The 21,329-nt window shown below is 42.7% G+C and carries 30 protein-coding genes and 1 tRNA gene; 6 read left to right on the top strand and 25 right to left on the bottom strand.

All coding sequences use genetic code 11. The annotated features are described in order from the left end of the window. The first annotated feature begins 44 nt into the window (after nucleotides 1-44). Nucleotides 45-605 carry a mechanosensitive ion channel domain-containing protein gene (locus NH153_RS00110; RefSeq protein ID WP_105174932.1) on the top strand — a complete coding sequence of 187 codons (561 nt, stop codon included), beginning with the start codon at nucleotides 45-47 and terminating at the stop codon, nucleotides 603-605. Nucleotides 606-947: 342 nt separating this feature from the next. Here the strand turns inward: NH153_RS00110 and NH153_RS00115 are convergent, their stop codons facing one another. Genes NH153_RS00115 through NH153_RS00125 form a run of 3 tightly spaced genes read right to left on the bottom strand, consistent with a single transcriptional unit; the run spans nucleotide 948 to nucleotide 3,430 of the window. Continuing rightward, nucleotides 948-2,006, bottom strand: a complete 1,059-nt coding sequence (locus NH153_RS00115; RefSeq protein ID WP_063699801.1) for a succinylglutamate desuccinylase/aspartoacylase family protein — start codon at nucleotides 2,004-2,006, stop codon at nucleotides 948-950. A 38-nt stretch (nucleotides 2,007-2,044) separates the two neighbouring features. Further along, nucleotides 2,045-2,950, bottom strand: coding sequence for a 30S ribosomal protein S6--L-glutamate ligase (rimK, locus tag NH153_RS00120; protein WP_063699803.1), 906 nt, complete (start codon nucleotides 2,948-2,950; stop codon nucleotides 2,045-2,047). A gap of 57 nt (nucleotides 2,951-3,007) precedes the next feature. Next, nucleotides 3,008-3,430 carry an ATP-dependent zinc protease family protein gene (locus NH153_RS00125; protein ID WP_063699806.1) on the bottom strand — a complete coding sequence of 141 codons (423 nt, stop codon included), beginning with the start codon at nucleotides 3,428-3,430 and terminating at the stop codon, nucleotides 3,008-3,010. A gap of 148 nt (nucleotides 3,431-3,578) precedes the next feature. On the opposite strand from NH153_RS00125, the gene NH153_RS00130 reads away from it, so the two are divergent. Further along, on the top strand, nucleotides 3,579-4,550 hold the full coding sequence (locus tag NH153_RS00130; protein ID WP_063699808.1) for a zinc transporter ZntB: 972 nt from the start codon (nucleotides 3,579-3,581) through the stop codon (nucleotides 4,548-4,550). Here NH153_RS00130 and NH153_RS00135 read toward each other — a convergent pair. Further along, nucleotides 4,545-4,766, bottom strand: a complete 222-nt coding sequence (locus NH153_RS00135) for a Rho-binding antiterminator (RefSeq protein WP_063699811.1) — start codon at nucleotides 4,764-4,766, stop codon at nucleotides 4,545-4,547. The two genes, NH153_RS00130 and NH153_RS00135, sit on opposite strands and share 6 nt — an antisense overlap. Before the next feature lie 62 nt (nucleotides 4,767-4,828). Further along, nucleotides 4,829-4,903 (bottom strand) — tRNA-Arg (locus NH153_RS00140). A gap of 220 nt (nucleotides 4,904-5,123) precedes the next feature. Here NH153_RS00140 and NH153_RS00145 point away from each other — a divergent pair. Then, a complete protein-coding gene (locus NH153_RS00145) occupies nucleotides 5,124-5,306 on the top strand; it encodes a helix-turn-helix domain-containing protein (RefSeq protein WP_054563404.1) in 183 nt (60 codons plus the stop codon). Here the strand turns inward: NH153_RS00145 and NH153_RS00150 are convergent. Genes NH153_RS00150 through NH153_RS00160 form a run of 3 tightly spaced genes read right to left on the bottom strand, consistent with a single transcriptional unit; the run spans nucleotide 5,303 to nucleotide 7,011 of the window. Further along, the gene (locus NH153_RS00150) at nucleotides 5,303-6,109 is read right to left on the bottom strand and encodes a phosphotransferase family protein (RefSeq protein WP_063699813.1); all 807 of its coding nucleotides are present in this window, start codon (nucleotides 6,107-6,109) and stop codon (nucleotides 5,303-5,305) included. The genes NH153_RS00145 and NH153_RS00150 overlap by 4 nt on opposite strands. Next, complete coding sequence (pnuC, locus tag NH153_RS00155; RefSeq protein WP_058583797.1) at nucleotides 6,110-6,733, bottom strand: nicotinamide riboside transporter PnuC; 624 nt, start codon at nucleotides 6,731-6,733, stop codon at nucleotides 6,110-6,112. Between the two features lie 20 nt (nucleotides 6,734-6,753). Next, nucleotides 6,754-7,011: a YkoF family thiamine/hydroxymethylpyrimidine-binding protein gene (locus tag NH153_RS00160; protein WP_054563401.1), complete on the bottom strand. Its 258-nt coding sequence runs from the start codon at nucleotides 7,009-7,011 to the stop codon at nucleotides 6,754-6,756. A gap of 115 nt (nucleotides 7,012-7,126) precedes the next feature. Between NH153_RS00160 and NH153_RS00165 the strand changes: the two genes are divergently transcribed. Beyond that, nucleotides 7,127-7,366 carry a DUF2960 domain-containing protein gene (locus tag NH153_RS00165; protein ID WP_054554201.1) on the top strand — a complete coding sequence of 80 codons (240 nt, stop codon included), beginning with the start codon at nucleotides 7,127-7,129 and terminating at the stop codon, nucleotides 7,364-7,366. A gap of 5 nt (nucleotides 7,367-7,371) precedes the next feature. Here NH153_RS00165 and alr read toward each other — a convergent pair whose 3' ends face one another. The 17 genes from alr to radC form a co-directional block, all read right to left on the bottom strand. After that, nucleotides 7,372-8,451 (bottom strand): alanine racemase, encoded by a 1,080-nt coding sequence (gene alr, locus NH153_RS00170; RefSeq protein WP_063699815.1) that lies wholly within the window; start codon nucleotides 8,449-8,451, stop codon nucleotides 7,372-7,374. Next, the gene (gene dnaB, locus NH153_RS00175; RefSeq protein ID WP_063699817.1) at nucleotides 8,451-9,830 is read right to left on the bottom strand and encodes a replicative DNA helicase; all 1,380 of its coding nucleotides are present in this window, start codon (nucleotides 9,828-9,830) and stop codon (nucleotides 8,451-8,453) included. Before dnaB ends, alr begins: the two co-directional genes overlap by 1 nt. A 292-nt stretch (nucleotides 9,831-10,122) precedes the next feature. After that, nucleotides 10,123-11,064 (bottom strand): DUF4097 family beta strand repeat-containing protein, encoded by a 942-nt coding sequence (locus tag NH153_RS00180; RefSeq protein WP_063699819.1) that lies wholly within the window; start codon nucleotides 11,062-11,064, stop codon nucleotides 10,123-10,125. A gap of 11 nt (nucleotides 11,065-11,075) precedes the next feature. Beyond that, complete coding sequence (locus NH153_RS00185) at nucleotides 11,076-11,561, bottom strand: hypothetical protein (protein WP_082873943.1); 486 nt, start codon at nucleotides 11,559-11,561, stop codon at nucleotides 11,076-11,078. After that, on the bottom strand, nucleotides 11,548-12,099 hold the full coding sequence (locus tag NH153_RS00190; protein WP_054554197.1) for an RNA polymerase sigma factor: 552 nt from the start codon (nucleotides 12,097-12,099) through the stop codon (nucleotides 11,548-11,550). Before NH153_RS00190 ends, NH153_RS00185 begins: the two co-directional genes overlap by 14 nt. A 142-nt stretch (nucleotides 12,100-12,241) precedes the next feature. Further along, a complete protein-coding gene (locus NH153_RS00195) occupies nucleotides 12,242-13,990 on the bottom strand; it encodes a DUF7305 domain-containing protein (protein ID WP_240494340.1) in 1,749 nt (582 codons plus the stop codon). Further along, complete coding sequence (locus NH153_RS00200; RefSeq protein ID WP_138624924.1) at nucleotides 13,983-14,507, bottom strand: prepilin-type N-terminal cleavage/methylation domain-containing protein; 525 nt, start codon at nucleotides 14,505-14,507, stop codon at nucleotides 13,983-13,985. Before NH153_RS00200 ends, NH153_RS00195 begins: the two co-directional genes overlap by 8 nt. Beyond that, nucleotides 14,504-14,905, bottom strand: coding sequence for a type IV pilus modification PilV family protein (locus NH153_RS00205; RefSeq protein WP_063699823.1), 402 nt, complete (start codon nucleotides 14,903-14,905; stop codon nucleotides 14,504-14,506). Before NH153_RS00205 ends, NH153_RS00200 begins: the two co-directional genes overlap by 4 nt. Continuing rightward, nucleotides 14,902-15,354 carry a GspH/FimT family pseudopilin gene (locus NH153_RS00210; RefSeq protein WP_082873944.1) on the bottom strand — a complete coding sequence of 151 codons (453 nt, stop codon included), beginning with the start codon at nucleotides 15,352-15,354 and terminating at the stop codon, nucleotides 14,902-14,904. The genes NH153_RS00205 and NH153_RS00210 overlap by 4 nt, the downstream gene beginning before the upstream one ends. Before the next feature lie 5 nt (nucleotides 15,355-15,359). Then, nucleotides 15,360-15,791, bottom strand: a complete 432-nt coding sequence (locus tag NH153_RS00215; protein ID WP_325050858.1) for a type IV pilin protein — start codon at nucleotides 15,789-15,791, stop codon at nucleotides 15,360-15,362. 302 nt (nucleotides 15,792-16,093) lie between these two features. Further along, entirely contained in the window at nucleotides 16,094-16,546 is a 453-nt protein-coding gene (gene rplI, locus NH153_RS00220; protein ID WP_054554192.1) for a 50S ribosomal protein L9, read from the bottom strand. Between the two features lie 35 nt (nucleotides 16,547-16,581). Beyond that, nucleotides 16,582-16,809 (bottom strand): 30S ribosomal protein S18, encoded by a 228-nt coding sequence (gene rpsR / locus NH153_RS00225; RefSeq protein ID WP_002962753.1) that lies wholly within the window; start codon nucleotides 16,807-16,809, stop codon nucleotides 16,582-16,584. A gap of 12 nt (nucleotides 16,810-16,821) precedes the next feature. Further along, nucleotides 16,822-17,124, bottom strand: coding sequence for a primosomal replication protein N (priB, locus tag NH153_RS00230; protein WP_036973732.1), 303 nt, complete (start codon nucleotides 17,122-17,124; stop codon nucleotides 16,822-16,824). 67 nt (nucleotides 17,125-17,191) lie between these two features. After that, nucleotides 17,192-17,533, bottom strand: coding sequence for a 30S ribosomal protein S6 (rpsF, locus tag NH153_RS00235; protein WP_036973113.1), 342 nt, complete (start codon nucleotides 17,531-17,533; stop codon nucleotides 17,192-17,194). 227 nt (nucleotides 17,534-17,760) lie between these two features. Continuing rightward, nucleotides 17,761-17,916, bottom strand: coding sequence for a 50S ribosomal protein L33 (gene rpmG, locus NH153_RS00240; protein ID WP_022946036.1), 156 nt, complete (start codon nucleotides 17,914-17,916; stop codon nucleotides 17,761-17,763). An 11-nt stretch (nucleotides 17,917-17,927) separates the two neighbouring features. After that, nucleotides 17,928-18,164: a 50S ribosomal protein L28 gene (rpmB, locus tag NH153_RS00245; protein WP_036973115.1), complete on the bottom strand. Its 237-nt coding sequence runs from the start codon at nucleotides 18,162-18,164 to the stop codon at nucleotides 17,928-17,930. Between the two features lie 273 nt (nucleotides 18,165-18,437). After that, on the bottom strand, nucleotides 18,438-19,112 hold the full coding sequence (radC, locus tag NH153_RS00250; RefSeq protein WP_063699826.1) for a RadC family protein: 675 nt from the start codon (nucleotides 19,110-19,112) through the stop codon (nucleotides 18,438-18,440). Between the two features lie 144 nt (nucleotides 19,113-19,256). Here radC and coaBC point away from each other — a divergent pair, with 144 nt between their 5' ends. Together coaBC and slmA are read left to right on the top strand one after the other, a co-directional pair. Continuing rightward, complete coding sequence (gene coaBC, locus NH153_RS00255; protein ID WP_063699829.1) at nucleotides 19,257-20,450, top strand: bifunctional phosphopantothenoylcysteine decarboxylase/phosphopantothenate--cysteine ligase CoaBC; 1,194 nt, start codon at nucleotides 19,257-19,259, stop codon at nucleotides 20,448-20,450. A 112-nt stretch (nucleotides 20,451-20,562) separates the two neighbouring features. Beyond that, nucleotides 20,563-21,150 carry a nucleoid occlusion factor SlmA gene (slmA, locus tag NH153_RS00260; RefSeq protein WP_063699831.1) on the top strand — a complete coding sequence of 196 codons (588 nt, stop codon included), beginning with the start codon at nucleotides 20,563-20,565 and terminating at the stop codon, nucleotides 21,148-21,150. The last annotated feature ends 179 nt before the right edge of the window (nucleotides 21,151-21,329 follow it).

The following is a 21,329-nucleotide window of genomic DNA, read 5'->3' on the forward strand; positions in this document are numbered from 1 at the left end:
AAAAAGCTAAAATCAAAACATAAAATATTAACTTAGGAACCCTTTTGGACTTCGTCGAATTCTTTAACGAGCAATACCACTTAATCGTGACTATTATCGCGATTTTGCTTTACCCGCTGCTTCGTAAAACCACCAAAAAACTGCTGTTAAAAGCAATTAAAGGCAAAGCGGATCCACATCGTGAATACCGCGCTGAGCTGTTACTCAATATCATTCTTGCCATTGTTATGCTGTGTTTAGTGCTGGTTTTTTGGGGTATTGAGCTACGAGGATTATTAGTACTTGGCTCGTCCATTTTTGCTATGCTGGGTGTCGCGCTTTTTGCTGCTTGGTCGTTGCTAAGTAACCTAACAGCCTTCTTGCTAATGTTTATTCAAAACGATTGTCGCGTTGGTTTTTGGGTGAGAGTAATTGACGGTGCAAACTTCTTAGAAGGCCGCATTATAGAAATGGGCTTGATGAACGTCGTGCTTGAGCATGTTGATGGCCACAAGGTCATTTACCCAAACAACATCTTTGTTACCCGCCCTGTAATGGTGTTAAAGAACCCACCAACAGCGACTAAAGCGCCAACCATAAAGCGCATTTTAGGTCCAAAAAAATAGCCGCTTAAAATTAACGCAAAGAGCAGTTAAAAGGGTGTTTTTTTTCTGCTCCCATAGGCGATTAATATAAAACTAAATAAAATGACTAAAGGGTGAAATAACACAATGTGAACAACACTTTGCTCTGTAAAAAAGCCGTGCGTAAGTGAAATAACAAGCGTTAATAAACCTGTGTAAAATAGAAATATTTTCATCTTTGATCTGTTCGTTAATCGACAACTATTAAGTAAGTAAAAGAACTATAAACCTTGTACTTACTCTAAGGTCAAGTAATAGATCAGGAGGAGCGGATACAAAAAAGCCAAACAGATAGTTTGGCTTTTTTAATAACACAAGATGGTACTAGTTATTTAAATCTGCGGTTTTTAACTCGTCTTCAATATCGCTTATTTCATCAATAAAGTTTTCAAGTTGCTGCTCTACAATACTATTTGCATGAGCAAAGTAAGCAAGATGGAATACAGCATCCCCCTCGTTTACAAGCGGCATGGTTTGTTGACCAATCACAATACCACTGCGCGGCGCGAGTAGTTCAAGCTCAGCATCGCCAAGCGGGCTGCTAATATACGCTAAAACCTGCCCTTTCATCACTCGCTCACCCAGTGATACTTGTGCACGAACAATGCCGTCAACTTCGGCACGTATCCAGCTCGTCGAGCTTGCAATCACTGGCTCTGGCAGTTTCTTAGCGCGCTTACCACGCACCATTTTTAAATGACGCATGACATAATCAACACCTTGCACACCTGCAGCAATCGCAATTGGGTCAAAGCGAAGCGCTTCACCGGCTTCATAGGTAATAACGGGTATTCCTAAATTGGCCGCTTCACTGCGTAATGAACCATTACGAAGTGACGCATCAATCACCGCAGGGGTGCCAAACGCTTTCGCCATGGCTGCTGTTGCAGGGTCGCTCAAATTAGCACGAATTTGCGGCAAGTTCGTACGGTGAATTGCACCAGTGTGTAAATCAATAATGTGCGTACAATGCACTGCAACTTGCGAGAAAAAGGCATTGGCCATACGCCCAGCTAATGAACCACGGGTTGAACCCGGAAAACTACGGTTCATATCACGTCGGTCAGGTAAGTAGCGTGACTTATGAATAAAACCAAACACATTCACAATCGGCACCGCAATAATAGTACCGCGCAATTGCTCTGGCTCGATTTTAGCCAGCAATTGCCTAACAACCTCAACACCATTGAGCTCGTCACCATGAATTGCAGCACACACCATTAATACAGGTCCTTGCTGCACACCATTTACCACTTCAATAGGAATATTCAACGGCGAGTGGGTATAAAGCTTGGCAGCTTCAATCGCAAATGTCTTACGTTCACCAACTCCCACCGTATCACCTAAAATTGAAAACGATGTATTTTTCTTAACCTTAGCCACGCACTGTTCCTTTTAATAGAGCGCTTATACCAAAAGGCCTAGCCTTTACCACGCGTTGCTGTTCTTTTTGATGCCGCTGTTTTTTCAATAAACTCAACGATCATGCCAGCAATATCTTTACCAGTTGCCACTTCAATACCTTCTAGGCCTGGTGATGAGTTAACTTCCATCACCAATGGACCACGTGCAGAGCGAAGTAAATCAACACCTGCCACGTTTAAGCCCATTGCTTTAGCAGCTGCAACCGCCGTTCTTCTTTCTTCAGGAGTAATACGAACCAACGTCGCGCTACCACCACGGTGTAAGTTAGAGCGGAATTCACCTTCTTGCGCTTGACGCTTCATAGCAGCAATTACTTTGTCACCTAAAACGAAACAACGAATGTCTGCACCACCGGCTTCTTTGATGTACTCTTGCACCATGATATTCGCTTTTAAACCCATAAACGCTTCAATTACGCTTTCTGCTGCTTTACGTGTTTCCGCTAATACCACACCGATACCTTGCGTACCTTCAAGTAGTTTAATAACGACTGGCGTGCCGCCTACCATGCTTAATAAGTCTTTAACGTCATCAGGCTTACTCGCAAAGCCTGTCACTGGCATACCTACGCCTTTACGTGACAATAATTGTAATGAACGTAACTTGTCACGAGAGCGGCTAATAGCGACCGATTCATTCACTGGGAATACACCCATCATTTCAAACTGACGTAAAACCGCACAGCCATAGAAAGTCACCGACGAACCGATGCGCGGTACGATGGCATCAAAATCTTTTAAATTTTCACCGCGGTAGTGAATTTCTGGTTGCTCTGAGTTGATGTTCATATAACAACGAAGTGCATCAATTACTTTCACTTCGTGGCCACGTTGCTCTGCAGCTTCGATTAAGCGACGTGTTGAATATAAATTTTGGTTGCGAGATAAAATACCAAGTTTCATAGTTAAAAACCTTAACTGATAAACTCACACACGTAGCAACGTGTGAAAGTCTTTTTCCTATAATAAATGAGATAAAGCCGGGTCAACGACTATGCGATTTTCCATTGCTGTACGCCCTAACAACATTCTAAACTTCATTGTTGAACGGTTACTTAAAGTTACCCTTACAGGCCAGCTTTGGTCACCTGCGACTAATTTTGTTTCGATAAAGTAGCGAAGTTCACGCTGACCGCTTGAACTGGTCACGTATTTACGCTCAACCACTTTGGCACGGCACTCTACCGTTGTTTCTACATCTTCTTGCAGAGGATGGGTAGTAAATTTCACCCATGTTTCGCCATTTTCTGAAAATTCCTCAATGTCAAAAGCATGAATGCATGAAGTTCTTGCCCCAGTATCAACTTTTGCTTTGATTTTTTCTATTCCCAGTTCAGGCAGGCCAAGCCATTCTCGCCAGCCAACAATAATTTTTGCGCTCATTAATGTGCCCTCTTTAAAAAAGTGTCTTATACGCTACAGAGCTAGAAACACCAACGAAAATAATTTATCCCCTCGATAAATCGATTTAATTGACGTAGGCTAAACTATAATCAACTATATCGCACTATTTGTAAAACGAGAGTTCAATATGATCAATGGGTTACTTCATGTCTTAATTTTAGACGAACAAGGCGGCGCACGTGCTATAGAAAATAGTACTGAGCTGCAAAATTGGCAACCTGAGCACGGTAAACTTTGGGTGCACATGGATTACAGCCAAGCTGAAGCCGTTGCATGGCTTGAGCAAAGTAACTTATTAACTGATTACGAGCTTGAATCTCTGATTGCCGATGAAACACGCCCGCGTCTGACCAAGGTCACTAATGGTAACATGCTGTTTTTACGTGGGGTTAACTTAAATCCAGCACAAAGTCCTGAAGATATGGTCTCGTTGCGTTTATTCATCAATGAAAACATTCTGATCACAACACGTAAGCGCCGTTTGCTATCCGTGCAGGATGTTGTTGAATCATTTGATGGCAGCAATGGTCCTTGCTCAATCTCTGAATTAGTATGCCAATTGGCGCAAAACCTAACCTCACGTATGCAAGCTGTTATCGACAGTTTAGATGACACACTCGATGGTTTTGAAGATGAAATTGACGAGCCAAACAAAGGCTTTGATCATCAATCATTAGCGCAAATTCGCCGCCAAACAATCGCGTTAAAACGTTATTTAAGACCACAGAAAGAAGCCCTTATCACTTTATTAAACAATAAATATAAGTGGTTAGATGAAGAGGATAAAGCACGCCTAAACGAAACAACCAATATGTTGATCCGCTACTTAGAAGAGCTAGATAGCTCAATTGAACGCGCGCAAATTATTCAACAAGCGATTACTAGCCAAGTGTCTGAGCAACTAAACCAGCGCATGTATGTGATGTCGGTGGTTGCTGCACTGTTTTTACCACTTGGCTTTTTAACTGGCTTACTAGGTGTAAACGTAGGCGGTATTCCGGGCACTGAAAGCCCTTACGCATTTAGCTTATTTATTATTTTCTTGGTGGTGCTCACCGTTGGGATTGGCATTTACTTTAAAAATAAGAAGTGGCTATAACTCGACAACCTTTTTAATTAAATCAAGGCGGACGGCATGTTCGCCTTTTTTTGTTGCCAAAATCAGGTGCTCACCATTGGGGTTCAATATCTTCAAGGTCTCTGCCTTACCTTCTAACTGTTCACCAGAGTCTAAGGAAATGCGTAAAAAGGAGTTATGCATGCACCATAATTCGTATTTATCGTAGTCACCACAGGCGATGGGTTGATAAGTCATTGGCTTTTTGAGATTGCTAAAGGAATAAATCGAGCTTAGAAGATATTAACGTGAAGAGCAAATGGCGCTCTCGGCAGGGATCGAACCTGCAACTTAGCCTCCGGAGGGCCACGTGATATCCATTTCACCACGAGAGCACATTTGTCGTCATCAATACTGACTCGCGATATCAGCATGACAACCCGGCAATGATAATGGCATCTTGCACTAAATGCTAGCGTCGAGGCCTTTATATGCGCACAAATTCAGCAATTTGCATTAAAATGCTTCACATTAGTGCAGAACCAATGTATTAACGTATACTTAATAAAATTAATAACAAGGTGGCAGTCATTGCCATGTAAGGGGAATTTGATCATGAGTTTAATGTCTACAGAGCAAGTCGCGGAGTTTTTAGGTGTAAAAGTCGAACGCGTAAAACGACTCGCTCGCGAACATTTACTGATCTCGAAATCACAAGATGACAAAGGTGAGCCTTTGTTTGATCCAGAAGACGTAAAAAAATATAAAGAACTTGCCGAACGAATTGGCGGTCTTTAATTTTTAACTTTTTCTATAAAGTGGTCAAGCTGTGTAAGCAGTGGCGCCACTTTATCCATTGCACCACGTTGTTCGTACCAACAAATACATAAAAGTAAAAACAGCGCATGAAACGCTGCGAGCTTTTCAACTGATAAGTTAAATTCGTGATGTTCGCACACTAATGCTTGATAGCGTTCAAGCAACACTAGTTGCTGCTCATCATTTAACGTAAAGCTCACCACCAGCGCAGCTAAGTCGAAGTAAACATCGTTACTTTTGGCATATTCAAAGTCGATTAAAAACATACCCGTCTCATTCACAATGATATTTTCTTTCACTAAATCATTATGACAAAAACCCATGTCTTTAGGCGCTGAAGCAATATAAGCCAGAGACTGCTTAATTAGCTCAGCATGTTGCTGATAACGCGCTGTTTGCTGGTAGTAGTTAATTTCGTAGGCAATATCCATCGGCTCGGTTAGCACAGGATAACGATGTAAATTAACTAAGTCGGGCAATAAGCTACTACAAAAATCACCGCTGGCAATGCTGCCTGCCACGTATTCGAAAATAGCCGTATCGGCTGCTTGCTCTAACCAAAGTGGGGCTGGGCAGCAGCTTTGCTTTGCAAAATGCGCTTGCGCTGCAAGACCAATCGCCGGCCAGTGGTCGCGATAGTGCTTAACCAAAAAATCTTGGCTTGCTGTTTTAACTAGGTAGTTATCATTGCTTAGCCCCTCAACCAGCGGGCTGATTGAAGTAATCACTAAACGTGAGTTGAAGCGCGTAAAGAGCGCGTGGATTTGTTGCTCTGTCTTCATCTATAGCTGTGCAAGCGGCTTAGCCTGATGCTGCTCGTATTCTTCATACCAAGTTTTAAAGCCCCACGCGGCCATAATGGTGTAAAACACGAAAAGTACTAAGGTTGGGTAATACCCTTTTTCAAAGTATAGATACATAGACGCTGCATCAATTACAATCCAGTACAACCAGTTTTCCAGCACCTTCTTGGCAACAAGGTAGGTTGTCACCACCGCAAAACAGGTGGTAAAACTATCTAAATAAGCAAAATCTGCGTGAGTGTAATTGGTCATCACAAAACCAATGGCAACTGAGGCCAGTGAGGTGGCAAGCAAAATCACTGCATGGCGCTTTAACGACCATGAAATAATGGGCAGATGATCTTTATTGTTCATTCCCCTGCGCCAAACCACCCAACCATATACCGCCATATACATGTAGTAAAAATTAAGGAGCGACTCCATCAACAGTGCGCCATTCCAGTACATTACGGTATAAATAAAGGTGCTGACAAACGCGGCTGGCCAACACCATAAGCTTTCTTTAATCGCTAACAATAAATACGCCATCGATAAGGCAACGGCAATATATTCCCAATGCGACATGGCAGTAAAGCCTGAGAAGGTTTCGCTCAAAAATTCCATAACACGCGCTACTTTAGGGTTTAGTCTTCGCTAGGCGACAAGTCACCATGTAAGAATTTACAGACAAAAATAGCTTTACCAAACTCTTCATAAGAACGTTTGATTTCAGTATTAAGTACAGACATCACTAAATCATAGTCACCAAAAATCTGAGTAGATAAGGTATTGGTGATCACTTTAAGCCCTTCGTAACTGTTTACACGGTCAATAAAGCCTTTGATAAACGGAATGTAGTCTTGATGTAGTGGGTACTTACTGATCTCTACTGAAAGTTTCATTATGAGTTACCGAGTCTTTGAAAAGTATTGCATTGTAACCCGCTTGTACTAACAAGTCATGGCTATGGCTATTTTTTAGTGTAAAATCAGCCCCGATAAACATTGAGGATTCATTATGGCACGCCGCATCACTTACAAATTTAAAAACCAGCCTCGCGAAATCAATTTTGCAAAAGATAAATACCGCGATATGTACCATGCAATCGCAGCGGCTGAAGGCATTGATTTAACGAATTATTTAAAGATGGAACAGCAAGTCGAAATGACTTCAAAAGGCTCTGCGGCAGTACGTAACTTTCGTGATCAAGAATTCGCACGAATGGGATTCAGTGACGTGTATTTTATTAAAGAGTAACAAAGTTACTCTTGATACTCGTAACTTACTCGTGGGGTGATATTACACAGTAACTCGTACGGAATGGTTGTTGCGCACTGGGCAATCTCTTCAACGGGAAGCTCTGGCCCCCACATGATCACCTCGTCACCAACCTTGATGTTGTCGCGGTTATCACCAATATCCACCGTGATCATATCCATCGCTACACTGCCAACAATACCATAGCGTTGTGATTTGATAACCACAGGTGTGCCCTGCTCGGCATGGCGTGGATAACCATCCCCATAGCCCATCGCAACCACTGCAAGCTTAGTCGGTTTATCGCTATGCCAACGCCCACCATAGCCAACACACTGTTCAGCATCGACATCGCGTATTGCGATAACACGCGTTTTTAAACGCATAACAGGTTCTAAGCCATGTTGTTGACCAACACCGTTGAGCATAGGCGATACACCATACAGCATCAATCCTGGGCGCACCCACTCACCATGACCTTTTGGCCAGGCAATAATGCCAGCAGAGTTTGCAAGGCAATGTTGCTCTGTCTTGCCACTCGCTAGTGAGTCAAATAAGGCTATTTGCTGGGCTGTTTTTTCATCATTGATGTCGTCGGCGCACGAGAAATGCGTCATTAACTTAATGTCATCACGGGCATTTGGGCTTGCTTTTAAGCGATTGTAGAAAGACTCGAATTGCGAAGGAGCAATACCCAGTCGATGCATACCCGTATTCACTTTTAACCAGCATGCAATTGGTGCATCAAGGCTTGTGTTTTCAAGCGTTGTCAGCTGATTTTCATCGTGAATAATGGTTTGAAAGTTATTGGCAAGCAAGATCGGTAAATCGTCTTGATGAAAAAAGCCTTCAAGCAACACAATCGGTTTTGTCAGTCCGCCAGCACGCAGTGCTAATGCTTCGTCAATACGTGCAACCGCAAAAGCGTCGGCATCATTTAAGTATTGGGCAATTTTTACTAAGCCATGGCCATAGGCGTTGGCTTTTAGCACCGCCATAACTTTACAACCAGGCGCAAAGCGTTTCACTTGCGCTAAATTATGAGCGAGTGCTTGTAGGTTGATTTCGGCAATGGCTAAGCGCATTAGTATTCGTCGTCTATCGCTGGGCCCGCGTAGTTATCAAAACGCGAGAATTGACCTTGGAACGTTAAGCGTACTTTACCGATTGGACCGTTACGCTGTTTACCAATGATGATTTCGGCCACGCCTTTTTCTGTACTGTCTTCGTTATACACTTCATCACGGTAAATAAACATGATTAAGTCGGCATCCTGCTCGATTGAGCCTGATTCACGTAAGTCGGAGTTGATTGGGCGTTTATCAGCACGTTGCTCTAGGGTACGGTTAAGCTGCGATAGTGCAATAACCGGACACTGCAGCTCTTTTGCCAGTGCTTTTAATGAACGAGATATTTCAGCAATCTCTAAGGTACGGTTATCTGATAAGCTTGGCACACGCATTAACTGCAAGTAGTCAACCATGATCATACTAATACCGCCATGGTCGCGGGCAATACGACGTGCACGCGAGCGCACATCCGTTGGTGTTAGGCCTGATGCATCATCCACATACATTTTACCTTTTTCCATCAACAAGCCCATGGTTGACGATAGACGTGCCCAATCATCATCATCAAGCTGACCGGTACGCACCTTAGTTTGGTTAATACGACCTAGTGATGCCAGCATCCTCATCATGATTTGCTCTGAAGGCATCTCTAGTGAGTAAATGAGTACTGGCTTATCTTGTGTCATCGCAGCGTGTTCGGCTAAGTTCATCGCAAAGGTCGTTTTACCCATCGATGGACGTGCCGCCACAATGATAAGGTCAGAAGGCTGCATACCCGCCGTCATTTTATCCAGATCGGTATAACCCGTACTTACGCCGGTCACACCATCTTGCGGCGACTGGTAAAGCTCTTCAATCTTATCAACGGTTTTTTCTAAGATACTGTGTAAGCTTTGTGGACCTTCAGTGCTTTTACTGCGCTGCTCAGCAATTTTGAATACTTTACTTTCAGCAAAGTCGAGCAGGTCATGGCTGGTACGCCCTTCTGGGCTAAAACCCGCTTCTGCAATTTCGTTCGCAACACCAATCATTTCACGAATAACAGCACGCTCTCGTACGATATTCGCGTAAGCATCAATGTTCGCTGCACTTGGTGTGTTCTTGGCAATTTCAGCAAGGTAAGCAAAGCCACCAACACTACTTAACTGATTGTTTTTCTCTAAGCTCTCAGAAATAGTGATCAAATCGATTGGATCGCCACTTTCAGCAAGGCTCACCATTGCTTCAAAAATTAGCTTGTGGGTGCGGGTATAAAAATCCTGTGCAACCACTAACTCAGCAACACGGTCAAACGCTTGATTATCAAGCATTAAACCACCTAAAACAGATTGCTCAGCTTCAATTGAATGGGGAGGAACTTTTAACGTGTCGACTTGCTTATCTGGTTTGGCCATAACTTCACAAAACTTAAATTGAATGGCTCTATTCTATCGACTTGCTAAGGCTGTGCAAATAGTTAATACCAATCGACTTAAATATTTGGTCATTCTAGCGTGCTAAATAAAGCGCTAACTGCGTTAGAAATGTCTAAAGTAGAGTAACTACATGTCAAAATTTCTGCCTTGTTATCACTTCATTTATCTGTCGCTATTTAAGACCAACAACTTAACACGATTGGTATAAGCGGGAAGTCTTCCCGCTTTATTGTAATTGAGTGAAATATTGTAATTGAGTGAACTGTAATCGTTATTTCTGTTTACGAAGTTCAATGCGTCCGCTAATGGTATCCATTTCGATATCAGCATCGCCACCGTTAATACTAAATTCTAAGTCGCTAGATGGGCCGTATTTCGCCTTCGTTGCTTTGTCATCGCTTAGCTCATTAACGATTTTGCCGTTAGCATGAGCTTCAATTTCAAACTTTGCCGATACATCAGCTGGGAAGTAAAACTCGGCGTCACCACTGACTGATTCAAAACGAATATTAGCATCTTCAATCAGCTTACTGATGTGAACTTCAGCTTCACCGTTAACGGTATTGATACGTAGTTTTTTAATTGCATCAAAAGCAAAGTCGATATCACCGTTTACGTTTTCAAGGCGCACATCTTGCGCTTTGGTCTTTGACTTAATGTCGCCATTCACCGCGGTAAAGCGTAAAGCACCTTGCGAGTTCTTATCGTTAATTTCACCATTGACTGTTTCAAAGCGAATATCACCGTTCAGGTCGTGGGCATTCACATCACCATTGACCGTTTCAAAACTCATGTTACCGCTAATATTTTGCACTGTGATATCACCGTTAACGGTATCGATCTCTGCGCCGGCTTCAAGCTCTTTGGCACTAACCGTGACATTCACCCCAGCAAATTCAAGCTCACTGCTTTTTGGCATATAAATGGTTAAGCGAGAGCCATCACCACTATTCCAGCCACCTAAGTTGCGCGGCATTTTTACGATAAATTCAACACGGCTGCCTTCAACCTCTAAACGATAGCCTTGTGCTTTATCGTCAAGCTCACCTTCGATTTTAAGTAGTGGTTTATCCCACCCTTCAATGCGAACATCACCACGTTGGTTTTCAATAAAAATGCGTTTATTTGCAGGTACATCAATTTGTTCATTAATGGTTTGTCCTGCCATTGCCATCAGTGGCAGTAATCCTAAAGTTAAGGCTAGTAATTTCATAATTGTCACTCCTAAATCGTTTGCCACTTCGGTGCATGCACCTTGTTAATTAAGTCCAGTTGTTGCTGATAAATCTGCGATAGCATTTGTAATAAAGCCGGGTTTTCAGGTTCATTCTCAAGTGCTTGCTTAATGGCACTTTCGGCTTCTTCTAACTCTTTTAGTTGTTGCTGCCAGTTATCGGTTAACGCAGGTTGATTTTGATACTGCACCAACAAACCTTGCTTTTGCTTGGTAAAATAATCGCTCATTGCCATCATACTGTTTGACTCGCCTTGGCCAACAAAAAGCTGTACGGTCAAAAGTGCTGCTATACAACAAGCGGCGATAGCTGCGAGTTTATTCCAACCATGCGTTGGCTTATCAGCTTGCTGTGTTTGCCCTGTTGCAATTGCTCGCTCAATCCCCGGCCAAAGATCTTTATCAGGGCTAATATCTTGCTGCTGGTTAAGCGAGTCATTTAAAAATTGTTCAAATTCTGGCTTACTCATTTTCATACCACTCTTTTAATAACTGCCTTGCACGGTGAAATTGCGATTTACTAGAACCGACCGCCATATCAAGCATGCTTGCTATCTCTTCATGGCGATAACCTTCAATGGCATGGAGCACAAACACCATACGTGCTCGCTCAGGTAGTCTCAGTACTAATTTATCGAGGCCGTTAAAGCCGTCACAATCTGCTGCGCTTTGCTCATCCATACCGCTTTGTTCAAAACTCACTACTTTTTGAAACCAGCTTTTATGTTTGCGAATGTAGCTAATCGCAATATTGCTGGTAACACTGTGTAACCAAGTCGAAAATTGTGAGCGTCCATCAAAGTTCGCGATTTTGTGCCACAACTGTACAAACACTTCTTGTGTTGCATCTTCGGCGTGCTCTTTGTCTGCAAGTAATCGCAAACAAAGGCTATAAACCCGCTTCACATGCAACTCATAAAGTGTTGCATAGGCTGCTTGATCACCGCTTTTTACGCGCTCTATCAAGGCATGCTCACTTTGCTGGGCGAACGCTTGTTCTGCATCTATCAACATCCTGGATGTTGTCCTTTATGATTATTGTTGTGAATTTAGTGTATTAGACGTAAGGAGGGATTCAAAAGGTTTAAATGAAATTAATTTTTTTTGTGTAAGCTACAAATAATTGAGCTTACACAATTTTATTTGGGGATTTGCGTTATTCGGCAGGGGATGCGTCGCTTTCTTCTTCAGTTGTTTCTGCAGTTTTGTAGCTCCAACCTAAAAATACGATACGTGCCGAAGAAGCAGGCGTGCCGCCATTTTGTACTTGTAGTAAACCCGCATCATAATGAGCACCACTGCCCCCTGTTGCGGTAATTGTTGAGCCACGTACGCTACCAAACAGCTCACCACTGCCCGATAGTTTCACCGTTGTCAGAGGTGCATAAATAGCTGCATATAAATTCGCAGCACCACTAAACTGCACCCCATTCACACCATTAAATGATGAGTAGAATGATAACGACGGATGACCACTGGTGGTTAAGCCTTCTTGCTCAGTAATAACTTTTGCGCCTGCGCCAATATTAACTTTTCCGGTTAATAACACCGTTAAGCTACTGTCTTTTTTAATTGTTAGGCTGGTATCCCCTTCCATCGAAAAGTCGCCATCAATCAGTAAAATAACATCACCACCAGAGACCTCCATTTTGCCGTCACTGGTCATCTTGAGTCTATCAAGTGCAAAAATATACTCTTTACTGTTACTGCCATTGGCTTGGTTTTGCGCTTTAGAGTTAAACAAGAAAACATCGGCAAGGCTTGGCAAAATTACTTGGCTACCACCGCTACTAAAAAAGCCCTTTTCAGTATTAAGTTTAAATTGTTGCGTAGGACCAATCGAAACAGAACTATAACTGCTCACTTGGTCTGTGATGTCTGTCATTTTCTCTGGCAAAATTAACGGGTCGCAACTGGTATCTGGGTTTGTAGGGTCATAATCGGGGGCAGCTGGGTCAGCAACGGTAATCGGTTCAACATTCGGGTTTACATTAAACTTACTATCACTGTAGTGCACACCATCTTGTTGATTATTGTAGGTATCTTTAAAATCACCAGAGCCACCATACATTATATCCAGCGCTTCGCCTTGGCTATTCGTAATGAATGTTGACCACTGCATTTTCGCATCCCCATTGGCTCGCACCACACCAGAAACTGTGCCGCCACGATGGGTATAATAACCTCGGGTATAGACATTACCGTCTACACGTAAACCGCTGCCAGGAGAGATATAAACACCGGTATTTGAATGGATATTACCAATAATTGGTGATGAACCATTTAAGTAGATAACCCCGGTCGCTTTTACATCACCCTTAATCGGTGAATGACCTGATAGCACCACGTCTGAATCGCCAGCAATCGTTGAAACATCACCATCATTCGACTTAGTTTCTTCGTACGTGCCTTTGCTAGAATCGTAGCTATCGATACTACCACTCCCCGACAGATTAACCCCTTTACAGCCCACCATCGCATTAGTGAAAATCGAGCTGCCTTTCGCGCCTTGTACAGCAAAACGGGCGACTAAATTACTTTGTGCATCACCATCAAATCGTTGACCAAGGCTTGCAATTTCAAGCTCACCAGCATCATTCTTACTTAAACTGGCATTAAAAATGGCATCATCAGCAATCACACCTGAGCCCGATGCATTACTGGTTTTACTGATCAAATCTTCAACCGCTAATACACCTTCCTCATTCAAGGTTTGTTGTAATAACTTAGCTTGTTCAAACACACCTTTTTCAGCCATTAAGCGACTGTTTAATTTCTTTTGAAAGTTACCACTTAAGCGCTCTTGAACAATGTTTTCACGCAGCGAACTTAGCACCACGATGCTGGCCATACTGGTCAAGATCAACACTGTTATTAGGGTAAAACCACCTTGCTTGTTAGACACCGCCAGCTCCGTATGCTTTGACTAATATTGCATTGGTTAAGGCAATATCAATGTTAATACCATTACCAAACTGCGTAGGTAAGTCATTTGGCTTCACACTCACAGTGACAAGTTCACCAGCGATACTAAAACTCAGCGTTTCGATACCTGTGAGTAACCGCTCTGAGGCAGCACCATCAAGTGAACACATTAAGTTACTGCCATTTAAGCTATAGACCTCAACCACCTGCGCTGTTGTTGCAGAGCCATCACAAGCAATCACCCCGCTAGGTTGAGTAATGGTAATCGTGCTTTTATCTGCACTGATGGTCGGTGTTAGTTGTGTTTGCTTAATGCTGCGGTTGAATACTTTGCTGGTATAACGGATCACTTCTTGCGCGTTTTCCAGCTCTTTACTCACCTCAATCGTGCTTTTAATCGCTGAGTACGACAAGCTCACTCCCGCTAATAAAAAAGCCCCGGCTGCCAATGCCACCATCAGTTCAACTAAGGTAAAACCCTGAACGCGTTTATTCATGAACATACCGCCGTTAAATCAGGAAAACTGGCATTTAGGCTAATTTGATTTTCTGCATTGTCTGTCATGCGCTTATCAACCCAAGCCACATTAATTTGCATATCATCACTGTAAGTAGCCGGGATGGTCAGTTGATAATCACTCACTTGCGGCGCGAGCGAAGCTCTAAACGTCGCATCTTGGAAAAGTGCGGTATTGGTTTTTTGAATTTCACAAATGCGCGGCCACAAACGCTCAATGGTGTTTTGACCTTGAATGAGTGACACGGTGTAATTAAAGCTATTAGTTGCATATTGCAGCGATTTTAGCTGCGCTGCCGCCAAGCCTAATAATGCGATGCCAGCGATCACCACTGAAATCATCACTTCTAATAATGAAAAGCCTGCCTGCTTATTCATGCACATCCTCGCTGTGAATTTTCTACTAACCAGTTTTGGCCACTTTTAAGCACACACATCACGTAATCTGTGGTATTTGTGTGTTCATCTTTCACTAAAATTTCAGCTTGTTTATCAACTTCGCCACTGGCACTAATGGCTAATGCGACTAAGTTGACAGTAACTCCGCTTTTAGTGACCGAAAATTCTTTTAAAACCGTGTCTACGCCCCCCTCGTTGAGGGTCACTTGCCAGCTACTATTATTAACAACCAGATTGATAGGTTTGTCGCGCTTGACCGCCTCACTACGTGCAAATTTATAAGCACTATTTAACTGATTTGCAGTAGTTACGACGCGATCTTGCAAGATTTGTTGGCTAAAAGACGGAAAAGCCACAGCTGCCATAATGCCGATAACACTCAGCACAACCATTAACTCAATTAAGGTAAACCCTGCAATTCGACGCAAATGTGTTACTCCCAGCAATCAGTAAATGAAGCGCTGTAACTACCATCATGTTTAACGGTTAAGTCTCCACAGCGATCACTTGCTTGCGCCGAGCCCGATTTAGGAGCGGCTTTTAAACTGTAGCCACGATTTTTAAAATCGCTTACAGCACCTGATACTTTATCTGTTGCTGTGTAAGTAAAGGTGTAATAGTCAGTATTTTGAGTTGCAAATGCATTTGGGTAGCCGCCATTTCGTGAATAAATACGTTCGAGGCTGGCGCTGTATTGCAGTAACTCTTGTTGAATATCAGCACGGCGACTACGTTGCATGTGCTCAGTGTATGCAGGCAGTGCTACGCTATACAGAATCCCTAAAATAGCGATCACGATAAGAATTTCTACTAATGTAAAGCCTGTTTGTTTACCCATTCCATGTGGTACTAATGCACTTTTCAACCTCAACCCCTTAATACTTTTTAACCAGCACAATATAAATGACAGCGTTGTCAGTGTCAATTTTAACCAATTTACTTTTACTCATTCGATTATACTAATAAGAAAAATAAAATTAAGAAAAAAGAACGTCTGTTTGTAAAATAGGTAAGATTATAGGATTGGTATTTATGTGTTTTAAATTTAGAAACCAATACTATTGAATGAGTATCGATGAACTCATAGTGGTACAAAACGCTACAATTCATAAATTTCAGGCACAAAAAAGCCGCACATAAGCGCGGCTTTTTTACTTAATATTGCTATTAAGCTTCAGCGATAACGATTACTTTGATAGTAGCCGATACGTCTGAGTGTACTGCGATTGCTACGTCAAATTCGCCAGTCTCACGGATAGTACCTAGAGGTAAACGAACTTCTGATTTAGCAACTTCAACGCCAACAGCTGAAATAGCTTCAGCGATGTCGCGAGTACCGATAGAACCGAATAACTTGCCTTCGTCACCAGCTTTAGAAACTAGTGTAACTTCAGCTAATGCTTCTAACTTGTCAGCGCGAGCTTGAGCAGCAGCTAGATCTTCAGCGATCTTAGCTTCTAAATCAGCACGACGTGCTTCGAAAGTTTCGATGTTAGCTTTAGTTGCAGGAACTGCCTTACCTTGTGGGAAAAGGAAGTTACGTGCGAAGCCAGATTTAACTACAACCTGGTCACCTAGGCCACCTAGGTTTGCGATCTTGTCTAGTAGAATAACTTGCATGTCTCTACACCTTTTAAAAACTGTTAATCCGCTGCTTACTTATGTAAGTCAGTGTATGGAAGAAGGGCTAAGTAGCGAGCACGCTTGATAGCAGTTGCTAGCTGACGCTGATATTTAGCGCTAGTACCTGTGATACGGCTAGGTACGATTTTGCCACTTTCTGTAACATAGTTTCTAAGAGTAGCTAGATCTTTATAATCGATTTGTTGTACGCCTTCCGCTTTAAAGCGGCAGAACTTACGACGTCTGAAATAACGTGCCATGAGTAAAATTCCTCAAAAAATTCTTTCTATATGTTGAGCATGCAAGACCAATTGGCTTAAGCCGTTTCGGCCTTCGTGACGGTTTAAAAACCCCGTCACTTGCACTTGTTGCCCAACGTGCAATTGTTGAGTCTGTTGTTGCATTGGCGTGCCGCTGGCAACAACTTGAAGCCTGACATAACTATTACGGTTAAGGTCTGCTTCAACTTGCATCGATTTATGTTCAAGAACAAAAATACAATGCGGTATACCAGCAGGGCTTTGACTATATTTTGGGGTTTTACAAACAACCCCAGATAGTGTCAGCTGATTCATATAAGGATTAAGCGGTTGGCTCATCTTTTTGTCTCAACTGCAAGCGCCATGCTTGAACTCAAAACGATTAAGCAGCTGGTGCTTCTTTCTTCTCTTCTTTCGCAAGAGGAGATGCTTCAGTTACAGCGTCTTTAGTACGCATAACTAAGTTACGAAGCACTGCATCGTTGTAGCGGAAAGTAGTTTCTAGCTCGCTGATTACTTCAGTAGGTGCTTCAACGTTCATAAGAACATAATGAGCTTTGTGAAGCTTGTCGATTGGGTAAGCCAATTGACGACGGCCCCAGTCTTCAAGACGGTGGATAGTACCACCAGCTTCAGTGATAGAACCAGTATAACGTTCGATCATACCAGGTACTTGCTCACTCTGATCAGGGTGAACCATGAATACGATTTCGTAATGACGCATGGATATTCCTTACGGTTAATAGAGCCTTCTACCGTTTCGGCCAGTCGGTTTAAGGCAAGGAATTAAATTTAATAAGCCGAAATGAGCGCGCATTTTACGCTTAGATTGATAATTAAGCAAGATAAAACAGCAAACCAAACTAGATATTCTGCTCTAATAAAAATTTCTAAACGCTAAAAACAAAAAACCCAGCCGAGGCTGGGTTTTTGAAATTCTGAAAACTAAAATTACTTGATTTTAGCTTCTTTGAAAATCACGTGTTTACGAGCTTTAGGATCGTATTTTTTGATTTCCATTTTTTCAGGCATGTTACGCTTGTTCTTGTCGGTAGTGTAGAAAAAACCAGTACCAGCAGTTGAAACTAAACGGATCTTATCGCGCATGATTCAGTTCCTTAAACTTTTTCGCCACGAGCACGGATTTCTGTAAGAACCGCGTCGATGCCTTTTTTATCGATAATACGCATACCTTTAGTAGTAGTGCGTAGTGTTACAAAACGTTTTTCACTTTCAACCCAAAAACGGTGAGTTTGTAGGTTAGGTAGGAAACGACGTTTAGTCGCGTTTCTCGCGTGTGAACGGTGGTTACCAACCGCTGGACGCTTACCTGTAACTTGACATACTTTAGACATGTCTATATATCTCCAATAACTTCGCTCGAGCTTAATTTTCCCTTAGGCCAGTATTTGTGCCCCGGGATAAATCGAAGGGCGCTCTTTATACAGCTTATACAGGCAAAGATCAAGTAACAGATCTTATCCAATCAGCTCATGTGTAAATTTGATAGCGGCTAATTATAATGATCGAAAGCCCTTAGGGAAAGTAAAAACTGCATTTAAATTAAACTAATTTCTAAAATCAGCCTAAACTGCTCATTTTTAACACACTCTCTAAGCTATCAGGCTTTATATAAGCCCTCTTTCGGCAAACGACACACAATTTTCACCACCCACAATGATGTGATCCAGCACATTTATATCGACTAAGGCTAAAGCTTGCTGCAATTTAGTGGTGATCAATTTATCGGCCTGACTAGGCTCAGCAACTCCACTTGGGTGATTATGAGCAAGTATCAGTGCCGCCGCATTATTACGTAGTGCTGCTTTAACCACTTCGCGTGGGTATACAGAAGCGGCATTTATAGTGCCGTAAAAAAGTACTTCGTCTTTGATTAGCTGGTTTTGACTATCTAAGTACAGCACCATAAATACCTCTTGCTGTAAGCCACGCAACTGAATAGTTAAATAGTCATACACAGCTTGCGGTGAATTAAATAATGCCTCGCGCTTACATTGCTCAAGCATATAGCGCCGACTTAGTTCAAGTACCGCTTGAAGCTGTACATATTTAGCAGATCCTAAACCCTTTTGAGCGCAAAACTCTTGCTCAGATGCATTAAATAAGTCGTGCAACGTGCTGTTAATATTGAGTAGATGCTCCGCCAGCTCAATGGCATTCATACCCGGCACACCGGTACGTAAAAATATCGCTAGTAGCTCTGCATCTGAGAGTGCTTTGGCACCTTGGGCAAGTAACTTTTCCCGCGGCCTTGCTGATAAAGGTAAATCGGTTAATGGCATTGCTTCATCCTTAAAACAACTATTCCATTTATTAAACTGTACTATAAAATCCAGTTTTTGCCTGTCAGTAAAAAAGAAAACTTCATGCTATCGGTAAAGATTTGCTATCGTTAGCCCATATCGACAAAGGTTAAATTTCACGTAATGACAAAATCAGTAAATAAAAAAATCCTGCTAGGTATGAGTGGTGGTATTGCAGCCTATAAATGTGCAGAACTTGTTCGCCGTTTAAAAGATCAAGGCTGTGAAGTAAAAGTCGTCATGACCGACTCAGCAAAACACTTTATTACTCCTTTAACTATGCAAGCAGTTAGCGGTGAAATTGTTTCTGATTCATTACTCGACCCCGCAGCAGAAGCCGCAATGGGTCATATCGAATTTGCCAAATGGGCAGACCTTATTTTAGTTGCCCCTGCAACCAGCAATATTTTAGCGAAAATGGCGATGGGTATTGCGGATGACTTACTCACGACCCTACTACTCGCCACCCCAGCAAAAGTGGCGGTTGCACCTGCAATGAACCAACAAATGTATGCCCACCCTGCTACACAAGCAAATCTTGCCACACTTAGCGAACGTGGCGTGGCTATTTGGGGCCCAGGTAAAGGCGAGCAAGCCTGTGGTGATGTAGGCGCAGGGCGCATGTTAGAGCCTCATGAGTTAGTCGCGCTTTGTACACAACCTGAAGTAGAGCCATTACTTGCAGGCAAAACCATCACGATTACTGCAGGACCAACCCGAGAAGCCCTTGACCCAGTTCGCTATATCTCTAATCACAGCTCTGGCAAAATGGGCTATGCCCTTGCAGAGGCTGCGCTTGCGCTAGGTGCAAAGGTAAACCTGATTTCAGGTCCCGTGACAATTAAAGCACCTGCTAATGCCCTGCTCACTAATATAGAAAGTGCTGAGCAATTACTCGCTGCCTCAATGAAGCTAGCCGTGCAATCAGATGCATTTATCGGCTGTGCTGCAGTGGCTGATTACCGTGCAGCTGCAATTCATGAGCAAAAGATGAAAAAGCAAGGCGATGAGCTGACCCTCACTTTAGTTAAGAACCCAGACGTCATCGCTAACGTCGCTGCACTGAACGAAAATCGCCCTTATACCGTTGGCTTTGCGGCAGAAACTCAAGATGTTGCAAGCTATGCTCAAGGTAAATTAAAGAACAAAAATCTCGATATGATCTGCGCAAATGATGTATCAAAAGAAGGTCTTGGCTTTAATTCTGATCATAATGCTTTAACACTTTTCTGGCACAATGAGCAGCTAGATTTAGCAATGGGAAGTAAAAAAGATTTGGCCATGAGCGTGATGACTGAGCTTGCCAAGCGTTTGTAAAAATGCTGGAAAGAAACTGAATAAAACATTAACATAAGCCACTCATTTGCACAAAAAATGGCTTGTCTGACTCCCAACAGCGCAAGTAATAAATTATAAGAAAGGAATGGTCATGCCTGCGACAAAAAGAAGTAATCGCAAAGAGCAGATTCTGCAAGCACTCGCACAAATGTTAGAAACCAGCCCAGGTCAACGTATCACAACCGCAAAACTCGCGGCTGAGGTAGGTGTGTCTGAAGCTGCGTTATATCGTCATTTCCCGAGTAAAGCACGGATGTTTGAGGGCCTAATCGAGTTTATTGAAGATACCCTGTTATCACGCATTAACCTCATTTTAGAAAATGAGAAAGAAAGCCAAACACGTGTGTACAATATTTTACTGTTATTGTTAGCCTTCGCTGAGAAAAACCCGGGCATTACCCGCATTTTGACCGGTGATGCCTTACAAGGTGAACAAGAGCGCTTACGTGAACGTGTACAAGGCTTATTTGAAAAGCTAGAAACTCAGTTCAAGCAAGTGCTACGCGAGCGCAAACTACGCGAAGGCAAAGCATTCCAGTCAGACGAAACCACCCTAGCCAACTTCTTACTCGCCTATGTAGAAGGTAAGATGAACCAATTCGTGCGCAGCGACTTTAAAGCAAAACCAAGTGCACAATTTGAAAAACAATGGCCAGAACTACAAAAGATTTGGTTGTAGTGAGTTGCTAGGGGAAAGAGTAAAGTTAGCGAGTTGCTAGAGTAAACTTGGAGCTGTCAGCCTTCAGCCGTCAGCCGTCAGCCGTCAGCCGTCAGCTATCAGATTGAATTCCAAACAGTTAGCGAGCTTCTAGGGGAAAGAGTAAAGTTAGCAAGCTGCTTTCTAACTTTCCCTTTTCT

The sequence above is a fragment of the Pseudoalteromonas gelatinilytica genome, from assembly GCF_001641615.1.
In the GTDB taxonomy this organism is placed as follows: Bacteria; Pseudomonadota; Gammaproteobacteria; order Enterobacterales; family Alteromonadaceae; genus Pseudoalteromonas; species Pseudoalteromonas gelatinilytica.